Genomic DNA, 17,781 nt, shown 5'->3' on the forward strand with positions numbered 1-17,781 from the left:
TTATGGCTCTTTCTTTACCTCTTCCTCTTTCTTGGCTTCTGCTTCTGGCTGTTTCTCCTCCTTCTTGTCTTCTTCCTTTCTAAGATGATACTCCTCAATGAAGATAACCTTCTTTGTCTTGAACCTTTGCTTGATTTCCAAAATTAGCCTTGCCTTTGCAGTGACCCACTTCAAATCGAGAATTGCACGCTCTGGCACTTTTATCTTTGCATCTACACCGTGGACTTCAACCTCAAACCCTTCTGAGGTGCCATACACCATATCAATCAGACCAATGATTTTCTCTGTTTCAGTGTGAAGGACTTTTTCAACTTTCATTGTAAACTTAACCTTCTTTCCAGCATAAGGATGATTGAAATCAATTCTTACTCTACCTGCTGTGATTGTGACAACCTTTCCCTCTCTCTGGACACCATTCTCGTCTCTGATAGTGATGGTTTTTCCAACTTCAAGGGTTTCTCTGCCTTCCCTAAACTCTGGGAGGTTGAGAATCTGGTTGAGTGGAAATGTTCTTATCAACTCTGCTTTGCGATCTCCGTAGGCATCAGCTGGTTCAAGCACAAGTTCGTAGGTTTTGCCTGGCTCCGCATCTCTGAGAATCTCCTCAACTTTCGGCAAGAGCTTGGTTCTTCCGAAGCACACAATCTCTGGTTTGTAACTTATGTCTGGAGAGAAAATTTTCTCCTTCTCTGCTAACTCTCTGGACGTCGTCATTACAAGGGTTTCTTTGTTTTCTGCGGTATACACATACGTATCCGAATGCAAGAGTATGAAATCGCCATCCTTGTATCTGTGTTCTTTTTCTGCAGCTGGCGCTTCGGTTTTTGGTTCAGATGAAACTTCTTCTGACATGGACATCACAAGGGCTTGCATACACTTTTCCAATATAATTTTATCGCTTCAGGTGTCTAAATTCGCTTTCTTTAAAATTCTACCTATACTTCCGTTGCCTCTAACACAATTTTTCCCTGCTCTACACCTAATTCCGCAGCCACAAGTTTGCACTTGGTGATGAGGAGGTAAAAGCATCTGAGCTTTTCCTGAGCAAGCGTTTCATAGTTGCCCTGCCCCTTTGCAATCACAACATCAAAGTTTCTTAGTTTCGCAAGGAATTTTTGTGAGCGAAGACCCAGTTTCCAATTTGATATTGGCACAGTATCCAGAATTGCATAATCTTTAATCCCTGCAATCTCAGCATCTTTTAGCATCGCATCATTAATCCAGGGCTTTTCTTTAACAAAGTAGGTTACTTCGTGTTTTCTGGAAAGATGGGCTATTAGTGCTTTGTCGAAAAAAATTTCGCCAGCGTTGTCTCCAAGAAAACCAATTCTCAGCTTTTTCCCCAAAAGGATTTTTTCCAGTTTCCAGAAGTTGTCCATGTAACCAGATGCAATAACATTGTTATTTTTGATAAGTTCGTTCACTCTCTCCAGATTCTTTTCTACAGGGGGCCCATAATCGAGCCAGTTTCCGATTGCACTCGCACGGAGCAAAAACTCAAAATGTTTTGATGACTGGCCAGTTTCAGGCAGATGGAGTTTATCCACAATATTTCGTGCCTTTCTGTTCATCTCTTCCTTAGCCACCGCATAAGGGTCATCCACACCAAGCATTTTTGCAACCACACCATGGGGAACTCCAGTGTTTTCAAATGGGGACTTGCTGAAGTCCATCCTTTTCATCTTACTTGCAGCCCTAAAAATAACCTCTCGCTTTTTTGCCTCATCTACCCTGTTCAAATCAAGTGCCTCTAAGACCTGGCGAAGATAACACACGATACAATCAGGATATGTCTTCACAAAATTCCATACTCCTCTGTTTTATTAAGTTTTGGTCAGCGTAAATATATAGCGAACTGGCACTCTTTTCTTTCTGTGCGTCCAGTATCCGCATGTTGGACACTTGTATCCGATTACCACTTCTGTCCCATTTAGGGTCTGATTCACTATCTTCGCAAGTCGAGAATCACAAACAGGGCAGAGAAAATAGGGTCTTTTTCCTTCAGATTCCCTAGCCACAATCTGCACCTTTGCGATTCCTGCCTTTATCAAAATTTTCCTTAATCTTTTGCCTGAAAGCTTGTAAAGTGGATCATCCTTTTGAAGTTTGCCAAGGATTAGTTTCCTGAGTTTCTCCTGGGAGTCCACTACCCTCCCAGAAATGTAGAGGTTCATTGTCGCATCCAAAATCGTGTCGCTAGATGGCAAGGAATATTTCTTTTCTCGTCTTGACTTTTTCCCGCTCTCTTTTGTGTCGTCTTCTTTGCTGTCCGTTTCGGTCATCCATAAAGGTAAAGCATTCAGAATATTTAAATATCTCCTGTTTAATGGCAATTTTGAGGAAAACTTGATAGCTAAAGAGGAAAGTTCTGAGGCAGATGAGCCTCCAGATAAACACAGTTTCCCAGATGTGCGATTTCTGAAATCGGGCTATTTCTCAATGGTTGCAGAAGAGATAATTGGTAAAGGGACTGGCTCTGGCGTCAAAAAAGCAGAATATTCATTAACAACAAACGCTCTGGATTTATTCTGTGTGCCTGTGCTTCTTGAACGGGTTAAAAAGCAAGGAATTCCATGCGCACAATTTCACATCACGACTCAGTTTGATTTCAAGATTCCTGCCCTCATCTATCCAATTAATCCGTTCATGTACACGCCCAGGGTGGTAAAGAATAGAAAACGCGTAAGCCAGACAATGCTTTCACTCACAAGAAATCACACATATCCTGTTTGTGTAGAACCAGTCCATGGCAAATTGAGAAAGGAAATTGTTGTGCTCGGAAAAACTAGAAATGAGGAATTTGAGGAGATTGCGAACAAACTCTGGAGAACTTTCAAAATTCCATTGTTTGTGGCTTACTTCTTTGAAACAAGAAAGGAAATACTGCTCAGCGGTGCAGTTCCTTTTGCTGGCATTCCAAATAAAAGGAATGGCAATTCGGAGAGGAAAAAATGGCAAGGATAGGGTGTTTTATAGAGCTGGAGAATCTGACGCATGCCCCACAGTTGTACGCGCTTGTGAAATTTCATCATGCTGCAATGGAGCAAGGACACACTTTTGAATTTCTTTTCAAAGATGACATAGATTATGTGCCAGAATATGATGCAATCTTTATCAGAGCCACAACCGATCCAAGAAATCCCACCTATGTGGTCTCCCGTCTTGCAGAACTCCATGGTTTAAGGGTTATTGATGATTCAAGGAGTATCACAGTATGCTGCAATAAGGCACATCTTTACATGCTGATGAAAAAACACAAAATTCCGTTTCCAGAGACCTATTTTCTTTTGAAGGACGAAATCACTGAAAAAATGGCTGGAGAGTTATTTGCCAAACTTGGAAAGCCCGTCGTGCTTAAAGCCCCCACCACAAACTTCTCAAAACATGTGGAGAAGGTAAACGATGTGAATAAATTCCTGAAAGTTGCCAGGCGATATTTCAGAAGAAGCGATATTATTGTAGCTCAAGAATATGTTGAATCAAATTATGACTGGAGAGTTGGAATTCTAAATGGACATGTGATTTTTGGCGCAAAGTATCACATGGTAAATGGATACTGGAAAATAAGAAAAACTGTCGGCGGGAAAATTTTCTGGGGAAACATTGAGGCAGTGGATGTGCACCAGATACCCGAGAAAATCAAGAGAGTTGCAATTAAAGCAGCAAATGTGGTAGGAAAGGGGCTTTATGGTGTGGATTTGAAGGTAAAGAACGGAAACATCTTTGTGATTGAGGTTAACGATAATCCTTCAATTGATGCGGGCTATGAAGATGTTGCAAACCCAGAGATTTATTCCAAAATTATCAACTATCTCACAGCACGGTGATCTAATGTTAACGATTAGAATGGCAAAAAAGGAGGACATTGGTGAAATTTTGGCTGTTGAGAGAGAATGTTTTGAGGAGTTTCTTCGCTACTCGCCAGCAGAAATGCGCTACCTTCTTTTTGAGGCGAATTCTGAGGGGTGGGTTGCTCACATTAATGGGCGGATTGTTGGCTACTACATTCTGCTTTTCAGAAGAAATGCAAGAGTGGCAAGATTGTATTCAATTGCAGTGGCTGAGAGTTGGAGAGGAAAAGGAATAGGAAAGGCATTGCTCCAACATGCAGAAGAGAGGGCACTCAAACGCGGCTGTAATATAATGCATTTAGAGGTAAAAACAACAAACAAGACAGCAATCTCACTTTATAAAAGAAATGGATATAGCCAGATTGAATTTTTGCAAGATTATTACAAGAAAGGCATGCATGGAATCAGAATGGAAAAGAGATTATAGATACTTTTTTATGGAGGCGTTCCATCCTCTTTTTGCATGTCCGCATCAAACACAACCAATAATCCACAACCACCGCAGGTTGCACCCCCACAATACCCCCAAATCGTCTACGGGTACAACTACTATTATCCTTATGCCTATCAATACTATCCATACTCCTACTATTATCCTCAATATACTTCCCCCAAATACTATTACGAAATTACGAGATACTCCACCCCATTTGCACCACCTAGACGACAGCAGAACCCAAAGTGGCTTCTTGTTGTGTCTATTCTTCTTTTGGTGATTGCAGCGGTGAACTTTATCGCTGGTGGGATATTACTATATGCAGCTTATGATGAGCACTACGAACACAGTGCAATCCTGAAAGGCAGTATCTCAGATACGAATACTACATCACCGATTGAAAATGTGAAAATCACGGTTTCTGGCTCAGGTCTCACACTATTCTCAGACCAAAACGGGACATTTGAAATTCCACTTCCAACTGGTGTTCATTCCTTGATTTTTGAGAAGGAGGGTTATCAGACGATAAATGGCACTGTGGTTGTAGGAAAGTATTTGGACAATACACTCAATCTTGAGATGGAACAGGGGAATGGAACCTTAAATCAGACGCTCACTTCATTTCAAACAGTTGATGACTACATAGCAAATCTGATGGTATCCAGCACTCTTTCTGTTTTTGTCGGAGGTTTTGCACTTATAAGTGCAATATACATAAGAAAGGCAAGATATCGGAGTTTAGGGATTGTCTCAGGCGTTTTGAGCATTTTTTCATTGCTCATTCTTTCTGGGATTTCATTAATTTTTATGCTTCCCGCTCTGATCAGCGCAATTATCGGCTTTATAGTGCTCATAATTATGTATTTCTCATCAGAGATTTTTCTCTCCCAGCCTATAACCACAGCTGGCACAAATTGAACCTTGCACATCAAAACCGCAACTCGGGCAGATGGTAGGTATTGCACAAACCTCTTTATCGGCCCTTTCTTCGATTTTTGGATCCTTTTCGTCCGCTCCGTTTGTCTCTGTCCCTTCCTCTGTTTTCAATGTCCTCTCCTCTGCCTTACTTTCATCTTTTTTTGCTTCTTCAACCAGAACTATCTCCTTGCCTGTTGATATTGTCTCATTATTATCTGTCTCTTTTATATTTGAAAAGATCTCGGCCGCAATTTCAGCAGCCTCCTCATTCTGCTCTGCAATTATTTCCGATGCTCTAGCGCATCTTTCACAGACAATCTCCTCTGGGCTCTTCTTTCCATGGCAAACGGGACAAATTGTGTCTTCTGCAGAGATTTCTGCGACTGGTTCTGGTGGTATTTTTTCATCCTGCTTCGCTTCAGGTATAGGTCTTGGAGGAGTATATTCCATTACTCCACCAAAACTTTCGAATTTGGGTACATAGGTCACTGAAGGAGGTTTGCCAACTTTTTCCAGAAATCCGTGTTTCACACATACCTCGAGTGAACCTTCCGCCATTTTTTCAGAAAGCCCGTAGGCATTGGCGATGTCGAAGACAGAAACGCCCTTAGTTTCAAAGACAGTCTCCAGCACACGCTTTGGATGTTCGCCTATGTCTGCTGTGGCAAGTACCCTATCTAAATAGTAATACTGCTTTGGATGTCTAAAAATCCTTGCGGATACTGGAAATTTACCAGCCCTAAAATTGGCAATGAAGGCATCGTTTACTATGTCAATATCGTAGGTGAATCTGAAGTGCTTAGTGTACACACATACCCTAAGAATTAAGGGCAAAACTCCGAATTTTTTTGCGAATTTCAGCAAATCTTCAAACAGAAACAAGTCAAATGTAAATGGATACTTCCTTTCCATGTCTCCCCGCAATGACTGGGAACGAATGGATTCTGGGTAGAAGAAATCGAAGAAATAGAATCTGAACATTGCCTCTTCCTCTACTGCCTTCAGATTTTCCATATCCCATCTTTTAAATGAAAACGGATCAAAGGCAGAGGCAAGGGTCAGATTTCCATAACCTCCTTTCCTGATGTTCATCTCTACAGTGGGCACATCATATTCCCAGTTTTCGTTGATCCTAGGTTTCACAAAATAAATCTGGAAATTTTCAAAATTTGAAGTTTCAAAGAGGAGGTCCATGAAGGATTCGTACTTTTTCCCGTCTACAATATACCTTGCTTTAGCTAGAAAAATTCTCTCCTTACCCGCGTAAGAAAAAAGTTTTGCCTGAAGCATCTTCTTAGCATGCATGTCCACTTCCTCAGGTGGGGAGAACGTTTCAATAAACGCAAGCATTAGATTTTCATTACCCATTTCTCTCACTCTCGCCTAATGTCTTCTTGGTTTTAAACCTTTCCCGTAACACTACAATCAGAATTTCGCTAAAGATGGCACAGTAAGTTTCAAATACTTTACAAGCATCAACCTACTCGGTGATACAAATGGGAACACCATCTCAACCTGGTTATATAGCGCCACCACCACCGCAACCAATGCAACCAATTCCTCCAGCTAGACCGCCAACGCAGTATCAACAGCCAACTCAACCACAGCCGCCGAGAGAGGAAATACCCTCTTTTGTAAGTGGCAAACTTCTGGTAATTTTCGTATTCTTTGGCATGGTGATGCTAGCAGTGGGAGCAATGATGCTTCATGCGTCGCCTGAGATAACGAATAAGGATTATACCATATACAATGCTACGGAGCAGGCAAAAATCAGGGCAGCAGACCAGCGTTTGCAGCAGACAATTACAGATGTGGGCCATATCTTGGCAGATGTGGGTGCGTTGCTGCTAGTAACCTTCCTGTTGCTCGCTGCGTTGCTTCGCACTGACTGGAGCGACACTGTCAGATTCGGGCTCTTCCTTGCTGTGGGTCTATTCCTGCTCGGATTTGCATTTTCAATCTGAGACAGGAGTAAACATGGCACTGGAAAACCAAAAACTGCTCTTTTTTTCTGCTATTTTTGTGGTTTTTGTAGCGGTTGCCGTAACTGTCGGAAAAGCTGCATTTACTCCCTCCACCACATCTGGGACGATGAGCCCAGCGCAACTTTGGAAGGCGATTGAGCAAGGGAAAATCCAGAACCAGAGCTATCATGTCGTTGAAGGCGTTATAGAATCTGTGGACACTATTTACGCTGGCACTGTGCCAATCTACAACCTCACCTATTTCAGGGGGTGCGATGCCCCATTTCTCTGGGGAATTTATGATGAATCTCCAAAAGACTACATAAACAAGAAGGTGACTGTGGTTGTGGGTGTAATGTATCTTGGAGACATGGCCCAGGGATACGGGAAAGATGGATGGGTTGCAGTGATTGGTGATATTCTAGCTTAAACTATCCGTAGTTTTCTGGTTTTGTTTTCATGAACTCTCGCATGAGAGATGTGGCATATGTACCCTTTGGCAACGAAAAACGAAAACGCACACCTACATTTTCTAGCTCCCATTCAAAATTTTTCGGAACTGCAAACAAGCCCCTTCTTGTGCCCTTTGACGAAATCTCTGGGATTTCAGGAATAATAAAATCCACAGGGACAAGTTTTTCTTCCTCAATCACCTTTTGCTCAATTTCACCTGGCTCAGCTTCTGCAAACACTGGCTCAGAACCAAAAACAATGCCAGAAACTATACATTTCCCCTGCCTCCATTTCTCCAAAACAGTGGAATAGTTTGAGGATTTAACAGGAATGTGTTGCTCTTCTTGTGGCACGCCATCTTTCACTGGCAGAACAATGTCCCCTATCTCCAGCGTATTTCCACCAAACCTCTTGATTCTCCTGCTCAGAATCCGATTGAAAAGAAAGGACTGGTAGGCATGGACAAACATCATTAAGAGATTTTTCGGAAGCACGCATAAAGCACCAGCATAATCCTCAGGGTTTTCTGCAAGTTTCTGGCAGATTGCACGTTCAAACAGCATTGAATCTGGCATTTCTTTTGCTGCATTACCAAAGTCAAGATTTTGTGCAAGTCGCTCTCGAATCTGCCGTGTTTCCTCTGCCTCCTCTTCAAGTGGATTTGCAATGTAGGTGAGCACTGCCTCCTTTATTTTCCCTTTCACTATTTCTCTGCCCACAATGTGGGTTACTGGCCTGTAAACGCCAAATCGCTGGATGCCAAAGAAGTTTGGAAAACCTAGATTCGCCTTGATTTTCTCATAAATGCTTGAAATTCTTTTTTCAGTTTCGGCTGGTTCCACCTGCCTCACAAGAATGTCAAACGCATTCTCTATCACATCACCTATCTCAATCTGCTTTTTTGCTCTAAACATTTGGAGAATTGTCACATCCTTCAGGTTGATTTGCTTAACAAGTTCTGGTGGAGCATCAAAACAGAAATACCGTTCCACGACAGCACGTTTGTCCTTTGTGCCTGCAAATCCAATCCGCTTTCTGCTGATGTGCATTGCTTTTGAGAATTCTCTCACGAGTTTGTTTGTCTCCCAATTCCTCGTGCGAATTCTAGCGATGGTGTATCTTCCATCTTCAACAACTTCTGGTAGTTTTGCGGTCTCAACAACAATAAAATCCTCTGGCTCAGCCTTGAGAACACCACCAATTCCAGTTAAACCTTCTGTGAGAAAGCACTCTATCCCAATCTCTTTCTCGTCTTTCAACATCTTTATCTTATGTGGTCCAGTGAGAAGGAACCAATGCTTATCTTGTTCTTTGAGAAGTTATACTGAATCCATGCCCTTGATTGCACATCACAAACTCCCTTGACACTGAGATATGTCTTCAATTGTTCAAGCTTGAACTCGATTGACCCATCCATCATGTGTCCTAGCATTTGAATATCAGATTCGCTGTGCATTCCCGTTTCTATGGTGTAGAGCGCGACTGCTCTATCCCTCTTTCGCTTACCACAGAAGGGTTGCAGGAATTTGAACACGGATGCAGTATCTAGATAGGCAATTATTGTGGAAATTGACTCAAATGTGAGACGGTAATACTTGTGTTTTTTCTTGAATTCCTTGGCTATGCTATCCACTGCCTCCGCGATTCCCTTCGTATCCGTTGGTTCATCAATGTATATGGCATTTGGGTTGTTTGTCTCCTCACCCATGCTTTTCGAGTACGCGTCTACATATTTCACAAGGCCGATTTTCTCATACTCTTCAAAACTTGGGACAATGTATCTCAATTCCTCCACGAGAGTTGGAATTGATTTATCTGTAATCACGAAGATACATGGCACACCCTTCTTTAACCCTTCCGCCATGAATAGGTTCATAAGCACTTCCTTGCCAACATGTGGAGGTCCATTTATGAGGATATTTGAGCCAAACGGGAAGCCGCCGTAAAGCAAATCATCCAATCTTGTCACTCCTGTCTTCACCTTTTCCTGCTTTATCTCCTGCTCTCTCTCCGCTTCTTTCATCTCAATTTCTTCAGCCACTAGGCCTCTCTCTTTAAGCCGCAGTTCCTCTGACTTCGCCTGTAGATACCTTTCCCTTGCCCTGAGTTCCTCTTCTTTCTTTGCAATCTCTGCTTCCAAGTCCTCAAGTCGACGCTTTGCTTCCAATGATTTAGTGTCCTGTATCTCTGCCCGCATTGACGCAAGTTTCTTTAGTTCTTCTTGGAGCTTTTCTTCTCTGTATCTTATGTCTTCCTCTCTTCTATTATACTCCTCTTCCTTGAAAGCCAGTGTATCTTTTAATTTCCGCATCTCCTCTTCCTTGAACCTAATTTCCTCACGTAGCCGCCCTATCTCAGCCTCTTTCAGAGCCAGTTCTTTTTCCTTTGCAGTTAATTCCTGAATTTTCTTGTTGAGAGTTTCCTCGATTTCTGGCACCGACTTCATTCTGAGTTCAAGTGCTTCCTGCTCCAGTTTTCTTTCAATCCGCAGGTTCTGATTCTCCTGTTCAAGCTCAATAATTCTTCTCTGCAGTGCACTTTCCTTTTCTACAAATTCCTTTTCTTTGGCTATGAGTTCCTCTTCCATTCTAGCACGAATTTCTGCAGAAGCACCGTTAGACATGGTAGTGGCTGAGGCCTCTCTTAGCTCAGCAATCGTCTTGTTAAGGGTCTCTATCTCCTTATCTTTAGCGGCAATCATGCTTTCCAGTTCCGCCACTCTCATTTCCATCTTTTTATAGGCCTGAGCATCTTTCGGGAGTGATTGAATTCCCTTTTCTAGGGATTCCTTCAGTTTGGCAATCTCCTCCTCTCTGGTCTTAAGCACAGAAGCAATTGCTTCCTTTTCTCTCAACTCATTTTCAAGTCGTTTTTTAAGGGCATTCAGTTCTGCATCCTTTGCCTTCGCCTGCTGCGCCTTCACATACTTTATTATCGCGACCGTACCTTTTTTCACATGCTCCAGTTCTTCCTCCATTTGTTTTCGTTTCTTTACCTCTTCCTGGAGTTGTTTGCTCATCACTGCTGTTTCCTCAATGAGTTTCATTGGGTCAAATGCACCACTTCTCACTCTATCCATGTATTTCGCCATGATTTCCTTCATTGAGTCCAGCTCTGCTTTAATTTTTGCAATTTCTTCTTCCTTCTGCGTCAGCAGTTTCTCCTTTTCAGCAAGTTGCACTCCTACAGCATCAAGACCATGTGCGGAAATTTTTTCCGCGACTGCAACAGATGCCTTCTCTTCCTCTAGCCAATCACCCAGTGCGGTCTCATCGCCCTCAAGCCATTTTTTCAAACTTTCTACTTTTTTCACATTCTCCTTGTCTGAAACTTGTGTGATTAGAGGTTTAGCATCTTTTTTTGCCTCTCCAAAAACTTTTGTTTCACTTTCACCTGTGAGCCATTTCTCGAGGGCATCATCACTTTTTGTGGGTGCAGTAACTCCTCCAGTATCTGGAATTTTTTGTTCTACAGGTGGCTTGGGTTCTAGCTCTTTTATTTTTTCAGATAATCTGGTCTTTATGGTTTTAGCTTCCTCTTTTGACAGTCCAGTAGCTACAAGCTCGTCTTCAAGGGCATCCCTCAGTTCGTCAACGGTATCAAAGCCATTCTCTACAAGCAACTCTGCTTTCATTCTGGGAAGCCCGAACATCTCAACAAAAGTGTTTATTGCATTCTCCCTCTGCGTCTTGGGTCCAGAGGGTTTACCTGCCATACCCTTGAGGGCGGTGCCACAATTCGGGCAGGTGCTAGCGCTATCGCTAACACTTCTCCCACAAACTGGACATACTATTTTTGTGGTTTCAATTGTTCCGATGATTTTCGGTTTCTTAGTCATGCTTTCTTACCGTGAGACCTTCTACAGTATAAATTTTTCTGGTTCAACATTTCTGTGCTTCAGTCCGAGGGTCGCCACCTCAAACTTTCTGTTGCCATACAGCTCCGCTTCTTTCCTGCCAGCATACAGAGCCGCAGTTATCCGTCCTGCGGCATCTGCCTTCATTATTCCTGAACCGCTTGAACCGACTGCAATTATAACATTATGCGTTTCAAATATGTAAGGGTTTGCATCGAGGGTGTTCATGTCGTAAAGCCCAGCCCACTTATTCGCTGCCTTCAATCCATCAAACATTGGCATGTATTTGCGAAGCACCTGGTAAATGTTATAGTCGTAATATTCATCTGTGGCTTTCGGGTCTTCCTCAAAGAGATAAGGTGCACCGAAATGCTCATGTCCAGATGCCCACACACTACCTTCTATCCTATCAACTCTTATGTATATTGCCGCCTTCGGAAAGATTGTAAAGGGCAAGGCGTTGAATTTGTTGAACCCTTCCACCTTCATCAGTGGACTCAGTTTAGGGCTCCTCAGCACAAACATCTGGCGTTTGACAGACTTAATCATGCAATCAATTCCCACAGGGTCCAGAATCTGGGGTGCCCAGGAATTCGCAGCGATTACTACTTTGTCCGCATTTACAGTTTTTCCATTTTTCAATTTCACACCTGTAATCTCAACATCCTGCCAAATTAATGGTTCACATTCCAATCCAAGCTTCTCTTTCGGTTCAAGCAAAGGCATTGCTACCTCTGTGTTATAAATCACCTGTCCACCCATTTTTTTGAACTCTGTTTCATAGAACCTTGTGAGTTTATCTGCATCCACGAAGCCACATTTCACGCCAAAAACCCCTTTTTCAATAGATTCAAGTCCCATCATCTGGGCTTCTTCATCAGAGGGTTCTATGTCTGTGTTCAAGTATGGCATTATCTTTTTCAACTCCTCTTTCTCAAAGAACTTCAGCTCTACTCCGTTTTGCTGCATCGTGTTGAGCACATTCTTGTTCCTCTCAAGCTGAGAATGGCTCATGAGCCAGAGATAACCCGCCTGCTCCAGCCCAATGTCATAGCCCTGCTGGTGAAGGTGCAAATAAAAATCAACACTTGTGTCAGCAAGAAGGAAATTGGTTTTTGAGGAAAACACATTTCTGAAGGCACCAGCACTCTTTGCTGTGTTGCCCTGCCCACAAGTGGGAAACTTCTCGAAGATAGTTACTTTCTTACCCGGATTTTCTCGCAAGATGTGATACCCAATGGCCACCCCAAAGACCCCTGCCCCGACAATAATAACATCTTGTTTTTCCATGAACCGCTGAATATGTGGGTATATTTTAATTTTTTTGGAGGGGGGCAAGGAGTAGGGGTATTCTTGTGACACAGAAACGGTTATAACTGCCAATTGTATTCAGGAAACGGTGAGGCCATGTTCTACTTTGGACCTGCAGGGATTCCAGCAAGGTGCAAAAGTTATGAGGAGGCATTTGAGTATCTAAATCAACTTGGGTTGAACGCAATGGAACTGGAATTTGTGAGGGGGGCTAGAATGAACCTGGAAAGAGCTGTGGAAGTGGGAGAACTTGCAGAAAAAAACGGAGTAAAACTTTCTGCTCACGCACCATATTTCATCAATCTAAATTCCAAGGAGAAAGAGAAGGTGGAGAAAAGCATTGTCCACATTGTAAAAACTGCCCAGGTTGCTTCCGCAGCCAACGCCTCGCCGGTTGTCGTGCATGCTGGTTATTACTCGGGTAAAAAGCCAGCAGAGGCAACGGAAATCATCACTGCAAACCTCGAGAGATGCATTGAAGAGATTGAGAATAATGGAGACGGAGATGTTGTGATTGGGCTGGAAACAATGGGGAGAGTTAGTGCCTGGGGAACGCTGGACGAAATTCTAGAGGTGTGCAGCAGATTTAAAAATGTCATCCCAGTAGTTGATTTTGCCCACATGTATGCAAGAAGCAACGGGAAAATAAGGGCTGAGGAAGAATATGAGGAAATTGTGAGAAAATTTGAGACAGGGGATTTCCCTTTCATGCATGTGCACATGAGCAGCATTGCCTACACATCTAAAGGGGAGCGAATGCACTTGACAATGGAGCAATCAGCAGAACCAGATTTTAAAGTGATTGCAAAGGTACTGAAAAAAAGAACTTATCCAATTACCATAATTTCAGAAAGTCCAGTGCTAGAGATTGATGCCCTCAAGATGAAAAAAATTGTTGAGGAGGCGCCATGAAGATTTTGCAGGTGTCGCCTTATTTCCATCCGCATGTTGGTGGCGTAGAATCCCATGTCTTTGCATTGTCCAGAGGCCTAGTGGAACTTGGACATGAGGTCAAGGTGCTTACTGCAAACCACACCAACAATTTGCCAGAGCAAGAAAAATTTGAAGGGCTTGAAATTATAAGGGTGCCAACGCTTGCAAACCTATTTAACACGCCAATAAATCCCTCGATTTTTTTTAGAATAAAGAAAATTGATTTTGATGTAGCCCATCTCCACTTCCCACCGCCGCTTGCCTCTTTCTTTGCATCGCTATCGTTAGTAAAAATGAAGAAACCCTATGTCCTCACCTATCACTGTGATGTGGAATTGCCAGTGCCACTGGGTAATTTAATCGTTGAGCTCTATCGGGACACAATGGGTAGATACACAGTTGAGCATGCATCAAAAATCATTGTGCACACAAAAACCTACCAGGCGACATCTAGAACCATCTGGCATCTCGAGCCTGTTATAATTCCTTCTGCTGTGGACACACATCGCTTTTCCCCAGATAGATTTTCTCAGGAACTTAAGAAACGGTATGAGAACTTCAAAATTGTGCTTTTTGTGGGTCGCTTGGTTTACCAGAAGGGAGTAAGTTTTTTGATTGACGCATGCCAGTATCTACCTAAGGATGTGATGTTGCTCATCGTGGGTGATGGACCTGAAATAGAGAATCTCAAGAAACTTGCAAAAATAAGAAATCTGGAACATAGGGTTTTGTTTCTCGGAAGAATCTCGCACCTTGAACTTCCAAGCTACTTTGCAACCTGCGATGTGTTTGTGCTTCCTTCAGTTTCTCGTCTTGAGGCATTTGGACTCGTGATTGTGGAAGCAATGGCGTCTGGAAAACCAGTTGTGGTTTCGGATATTCCAGGTGTTAATGAGGTAATTGAGGATGGAAAGGAGGGGCTGCTCTGCAAACCGATGAACCCAGAAGACCTTGCTGAGAAAATAAAAACACTGCTTGAGAACCCTGAACTCGCCAAGACACTCGGAGAAAACGGGAGAAAGAAGGCATTGGAAAAATACCACTGGAAAAAAGTCGCAAAAGATGTGGAAAGCGTTTATCTGGATGTGCTGAGCACAGAGAAGTCGCACAGAGGGTCCATGAAAGAAGGTAAAAAATAATTAAGAGCGTTTTGTTCTGGCTCTTAAAAAGAAACCGAGACAGGTAATGGCAAGCATGAAAATGGGCAGGACAGAGAGTTCGCTCACAGGTCTTTCAAGTGGATACCAGTCGCTTGCCCCAACACTGCCAGCAATGGGATAGGCATCTGCACTGCCCCAGCCATTACCATCCCAGTTACTCCAGTAGTTGCCTTCCTGAGATGTGTTGTCATACCAAAAGTTGCCGCTAAAATGAGCGCATGCCTGGCAATTGCCAGAAACGCCTTTGCCCGCACAATTGTTGCGAATGAAATTGTTGTGGTGGATTGTGTTGCCTGTAGAACCCCATGATATATAGAGACCATACTTTGTGTTGTAGCAAATCCAGTTATAGGTGATGTTGTTGTCGCTTGAGTGATCCAAGTAGATGCCGTAGCCGTTGCCCGAGGCGTTGTTGTTTGTGATGGTGTTGTTGCTTGATAACTCCAAGAAGATGCCGTATTGGGAGTTGCCCGAGGCATTGTTGTTTGTGATGATGTTGTTGCTTGAGGAAGACAAGTAGATGCCGTAGCCGTTGCCCGAGGCGTTGTTGTTTGTGATGATGTTGTTGCTTGATAACTCCAAGAAGATGCCGTATTGGGAGTTGCCCGAGACATTGTTGTTTGTGATGGTGTTATACTTTGAGAACCCTAGTTGGATTGCGACACTTGCATTAGAAATAGTCAACCCTGATACTGTCATAGTTAAACAATTTGCAAGAATTACCTGCCCGGCATCAGATGGAACAGTTTCGCCATTGCGGTTCTTGTAGTAGTACACAGGTTTACCGTTCACTAAATTTGTTGTGTCTATGTTATGCGTATTCCAGTGCTCTAACATATGTCCCCAAATTCCTATCCCGTTCTCCCAGAGAATGTTGTTTGTAATGATGTTGTTGCTTGAGTCCAACAAGTAGATGCCGTAGTTGGAGTTGCCCGAGGCGTTGTTGTTTGTGATGCTGTTGTTGCTTGATAACTCCAAGAAGATGCCGTATTGGGAGTTGCCAGAGGCATTGTTGTTTGTGATGATGTTGTTGCTTGAGGAAGACAAGTAGATGCCGTAGCCGTTGCCCGAGGCATTGTTGTTTGTTATGTTGTTGTTGTCGCTTGAGGAATTCAAGTAGATGCCGTAGTTGGAATTGCCCGAGGCGTTGTTGTTTGTGATGCTGTTGTTGCTTGAGTAATACAAGCAGATGCCGTATCTGGAGTTGCCCGAGGCGTTGTTGTTTGTGATGCTGTTGTTGCTTGAGAACCACAAGGAGATGCCTAAGGAGTTGCTCGAGGCGTTGTTGTTTGTTATGTTGTTGTTGTTGCTTGAGTAATCCAAGAAGATGCCGTCGTAGGAGTTGCCCGAGGCGTTGTTGTTTGTTATGTTGTTGTTGCTTGAGAACTCCAAGAAGATGCCTAAGGAGTTGCCCGAGGCGGTGTTGTTTGTGATGCTGTTGTTGCTTGAGTCCCAACCCAAGTAGATGCCGTACTCGGAGTTGCCCGAGGCGGTGTTGTTTGTGATGCTGTTGTTGCTTGAGTAATACAAGTAGATGCCGTATCTGGAGTTACCCGAGGCGGTGTTGTTTGTGATGCTGTTGTTGCTTGAGGAAGACAAGAGGATGCCGTAGGTGTTGCTAGAGGCGTTGTTGTTTGTCATGGTGTTGTACTGGCTACCTTTATACAAATAAATTCCCAAGTTTGAGTTGTTGCACTTGTTGGAATCCAATGTGCCATGTCTCACATTGATTAACGCAATTCCAGCACCGTAGGGAACACTGCCTGAATCTGTTGCTCCACGCACGCTGCAGTTTCTTATCACAAAATAGGCATCCGTGTTCTCAATCCAGAAGCCATACCTGCCTCCATTTGCATCAATGTCATAGCCGTCAATTATGTATGGATTTCCTTCGCTTCCATCTCCAGGCCAGCCCTCACTAGCTGCCTGGTGTGCAAAAACATAATTGCCGTTTATGTGGATTGGTGGGTGAGGTGTGCCTTTTACCTCCATCTCCGTGCTCTTTGCTCTTGCAGTTGCGTGGCTATTCAGATAAAGTCCAGACATAGAAACTTTCGCATTTTCGCTTCGGAACGCATTATCAACCATGCCCTTGTTGCCGTTCCAGTCAATCATGTAGAAGTAAACTGCGTAACTTTCTCCAATGCCAAGCACACTTTTGGTTGCCATCGTCTCCATTTCCTTCCCGTTTGTTGCTGCAGGCACGCTATCACCAATGTTCCATGTCCATTCCTGCTGCACCACACCTGCAAAACTCAAAACACGGCTTGCCTCTATCTTTCCATTCTTGCCAACCATCTCTATTGCCCTGTCTGCACCCACTGCAAAATTAACAGATGGCTTGAATCCAGTTGTTGGGTTGTTGTCAGTGTCCACGAACACATAAGCTACATCTCTACCGTTTACATTCGGAATTGCAGTTTCTCGCTGAGTTGCAAAAGAAACATTGTGCTCTGATAAGGTCTCACCAGCAGGACTGCAATTGCCAGCAAGGAACCTGCCATGAACCTTCGCATAGAATGCCACATTCTTGCCTAAATCAGCAGTTGCATACTCTTCAATGTCTATGTTCTCTGGCACGCTCACATCTCTTCCCTTCGTGGTCTTTTCAACACCTTGCCAGTCCTCAAAACTACCATCTATTTTTATTGAGCTAGCATTGCCACTCTGCCATGTGAGAAACGCAACAACGCTCAGCACCAGCATTGCAAGCACAAAAACAGCCAGAATTTTGTCATGGTTTCTGCTCTCCTTCAATTTTCTTCCAGTTCTGTGGCTATTCCCATTGGTGAAGCCATTTGTCAGCCCATTTGTAAAACCACGGGTGTTGTCTCTGCCATTTCTGAGCCCTAAACTCTTCGGAGTTTTGCTCTCCAATTTCATGAGAACCACAGAGAGA

The 17,781-nt window shown here is 43.3% G+C and carries 16 protein-coding genes; 8 read left to right on the forward strand and 8 right to left on the reverse strand.

Annotated elements, in window-relative coordinates; all coding sequences use genetic code 11:
- From QXD64_01305 to QXD64_01315, 3 genes are all read right to left on the reverse strand, one after another.
- Positions 1–852 carry a hypothetical protein gene (locus tag QXD64_01305; GenBank protein MEM3395953.1) on the reverse strand — a complete coding sequence of 284 codons (852 nt, stop codon included), beginning with the start codon at positions 850–852 and terminating at the stop codon, positions 1–3.
- An 83-nt stretch (positions 853–935) separates the two neighbouring features.
- A complete protein-coding gene (locus QXD64_01310; GenBank protein ID MEM3395954.1) occupies positions 936–1,799 on the reverse strand; it encodes an ARMT1-like domain-containing protein in 864 nt (287 codons plus the stop codon).
- A 24-nt stretch (positions 1,800–1,823) separates the two neighbouring features.
- Complete coding sequence (locus tag QXD64_01315; protein ID MEM3395955.1) at positions 1,824–2,282, reverse strand: hypothetical protein; 459 nt, start codon at positions 2,280–2,282, stop codon at positions 1,824–1,826.
- Positions 2,283–2,346: 64 nt separating this feature from the next.
- Here QXD64_01315 and QXD64_01320 point away from each other — a divergent pair, with 64 nt between their 5' ends.
- Genes QXD64_01320 through QXD64_01335 form a run of 4 tightly spaced genes read left to right on the forward strand, consistent with a single transcriptional unit; the run spans position 2,347 to position 5,205 of the window.
- Complete coding sequence (locus QXD64_01320; GenBank protein ID MEM3395956.1) at positions 2,347–2,964, forward strand: hypothetical protein; 618 nt, start codon at positions 2,347–2,349, stop codon at positions 2,962–2,964.
- On the forward strand, positions 2,952–3,827 hold the full coding sequence (locus QXD64_01325; GenBank protein MEM3395957.1) for a RimK family alpha-L-glutamate ligase: 876 nt from the start codon (positions 2,952–2,954) through the stop codon (positions 3,825–3,827). Before QXD64_01320 ends, QXD64_01325 begins: the two co-directional genes overlap by 13 nt.
- Before the next feature lie 4 nt (positions 3,828–3,831).
- Positions 3,832–4,278: a GNAT family N-acetyltransferase gene (locus QXD64_01330; GenBank protein MEM3395958.1), complete on the forward strand. Its 447-nt coding sequence runs from the start codon at positions 3,832–3,834 to the stop codon at positions 4,276–4,278.
- Positions 4,279–4,314: 36 nt separating this feature from the next.
- Positions 4,315–5,205, forward strand: a complete 891-nt coding sequence (locus tag QXD64_01335; GenBank protein ID MEM3395959.1) for a carboxypeptidase-like regulatory domain-containing protein — start codon at positions 4,315–4,317, stop codon at positions 5,203–5,205.
- Here the strand turns inward: QXD64_01335 and QXD64_01340 are convergent.
- Positions 5,158–6,573, reverse strand: coding sequence for a hypothetical protein (locus QXD64_01340; protein MEM3395960.1), 1,416 nt, complete (start codon positions 6,571–6,573; stop codon positions 5,158–5,160). The genes QXD64_01335 and QXD64_01340 overlap by 48 nt on opposite strands.
- Positions 6,574–6,752: 179 nt before the next feature.
- On the opposite strand from QXD64_01340, the gene QXD64_01345 reads away from it, so the two are divergent.
- On the forward strand, positions 6,753–7,169 hold the full coding sequence (locus tag QXD64_01345; protein MEM3395961.1) for a hypothetical protein: 417 nt from the start codon (positions 6,753–6,755) through the stop codon (positions 7,167–7,169).
- Positions 7,170–7,182: 13 nt separating this feature from the next.
- Positions 7,183–7,599, forward strand: a complete 417-nt coding sequence (locus QXD64_01350; protein ID MEM3395962.1) for a hypothetical protein — start codon at positions 7,183–7,185, stop codon at positions 7,597–7,599.
- Position 7,600: 1 nt separating this feature from the next.
- On the opposite strand, the gene truD is transcribed toward QXD64_01350, so the two are convergent.
- From truD to QXD64_01365, 3 genes are read right to left on the reverse strand one after another with little or no spacing between them, the layout of a single operon-like run.
- Positions 7,601–8,881 (reverse strand): tRNA pseudouridine(13) synthase TruD, encoded by a 1,281-nt coding sequence (gene truD / locus QXD64_01355; protein MEM3395963.1) that lies wholly within the window; start codon positions 8,879–8,881, stop codon positions 7,601–7,603.
- A 5-nt stretch (positions 8,882–8,886) separates the two neighbouring features.
- Positions 8,887–11,460 (reverse strand): ATPase domain-containing protein, encoded by a 2,574-nt coding sequence (locus QXD64_01360; protein ID MEM3395964.1) that lies wholly within the window; start codon positions 11,458–11,460, stop codon positions 8,887–8,889.
- Positions 11,461–11,481: 21 nt separating this feature from the next.
- Positions 11,482–12,768 (reverse strand): FAD-dependent oxidoreductase, encoded by a 1,287-nt coding sequence (locus QXD64_01365; protein MEM3395965.1) that lies wholly within the window; start codon positions 12,766–12,768, stop codon positions 11,482–11,484.
- A 117-nt stretch (positions 12,769–12,885) separates the two neighbouring features.
- On the opposite strand from QXD64_01365, the gene QXD64_01370 reads away from it, so the two are divergent.
- Entirely contained in the window at positions 12,886–13,701 is an 816-nt protein-coding gene (locus tag QXD64_01370; GenBank protein MEM3395966.1) for a TIM barrel protein, read from the forward strand.
- On the forward strand, positions 13,698–14,861 hold the full coding sequence (locus QXD64_01375; GenBank protein MEM3395967.1) for a glycosyltransferase: 1,164 nt from the start codon (positions 13,698–13,700) through the stop codon (positions 14,859–14,861). The genes QXD64_01370 and QXD64_01375 overlap by 4 nt, the downstream gene beginning before the upstream one ends.
- Here QXD64_01375 and QXD64_01380 read toward each other — a convergent pair whose 3' ends face one another.
- Positions 14,862–17,765, reverse strand: coding sequence for a NosD domain-containing protein (locus QXD64_01380; protein MEM3395968.1), 2,904 nt, complete (start codon positions 17,763–17,765; stop codon positions 14,862–14,864).
- Between the last annotated feature and the right edge of the window lie 16 nt (positions 17,766–17,781).

The sequence above is a fragment of the Thermoplasmata archaeon genome (assembly GCA_038874435.1).
Lineage (GTDB): Archaea > Thermoplasmatota > Thermoplasmata > Lutacidiplasmatales > SKW197 > SKW197.

Excerpts from the sequence above, each read along its gene's own strand:
- QXD64_01350 (MEM3395962.1), top strand. The coding sequence starts at position 7,183 with ATGGCACTGGAAAACCAAAAACTGCTCTTTTTTTCTGCTATTTTTGTG.
- QXD64_01305 (MEM3395953.1), bottom strand. The coding sequence starts at position 852 with ATGTCAGAAGAAGTTTCATCTGAACCAAAAACCGAAGCGCCAGCTGCA.
- QXD64_01360 (MEM3395964.1), bottom strand. The coding sequence starts at position 11,460 with ATGACTAAGAAACCGAAAATCATCGGAACAATTGAAACCACAAAAATA.
- QXD64_01315 (MEM3395955.1), bottom strand. The coding sequence starts at position 2,282 with ATGACCGAAACGGACAGCAAAGAAGACGACACAAAAGAGAGCGGGAAA.
- QXD64_01380 (MEM3395968.1), bottom strand. The coding sequence starts at position 17,765 with ATGAAATTGGAGAGCAAAACTCCGAAGAGTTTAGGGCTCAGAAATGGC.
- QXD64_01345 (MEM3395961.1), top strand. The coding sequence starts at position 6,753 with ATGCAACCAATTCCTCCAGCTAGACCGCCAACGCAGTATCAACAGCCA.
- QXD64_01370 (MEM3395966.1), top strand. The coding sequence starts at position 12,886 with ATGTTCTACTTTGGACCTGCAGGGATTCCAGCAAGGTGCAAAAGTTAT.
- QXD64_01330 (MEM3395958.1), top strand. The coding sequence starts at position 3,832 with ATGTTAACGATTAGAATGGCAAAAAAGGAGGACATTGGTGAAATTTTG.
- QXD64_01365 (MEM3395965.1), bottom strand. The coding sequence starts at position 12,768 with ATGGAAAAACAAGATGTTATTATTGTCGGGGCAGGGGTCTTTGGGGTG.
- QXD64_01335 (MEM3395959.1), top strand. The coding sequence starts at position 4,315 with ATGTCCGCATCAAACACAACCAATAATCCACAACCACCGCAGGTTGCA.
- QXD64_01375 (MEM3395967.1), top strand. The coding sequence starts at position 13,698 with ATGAAGATTTTGCAGGTGTCGCCTTATTTCCATCCGCATGTTGGTGGC.
- QXD64_01340 (MEM3395960.1), bottom strand. The coding sequence starts at position 6,573 with ATGGGTAATGAAAATCTAATGCTTGCGTTTATTGAAACGTTCTCCCCA.
- QXD64_01325 (MEM3395957.1), top strand. The coding sequence starts at position 2,952 with ATGGCAAGGATAGGGTGTTTTATAGAGCTGGAGAATCTGACGCATGCC.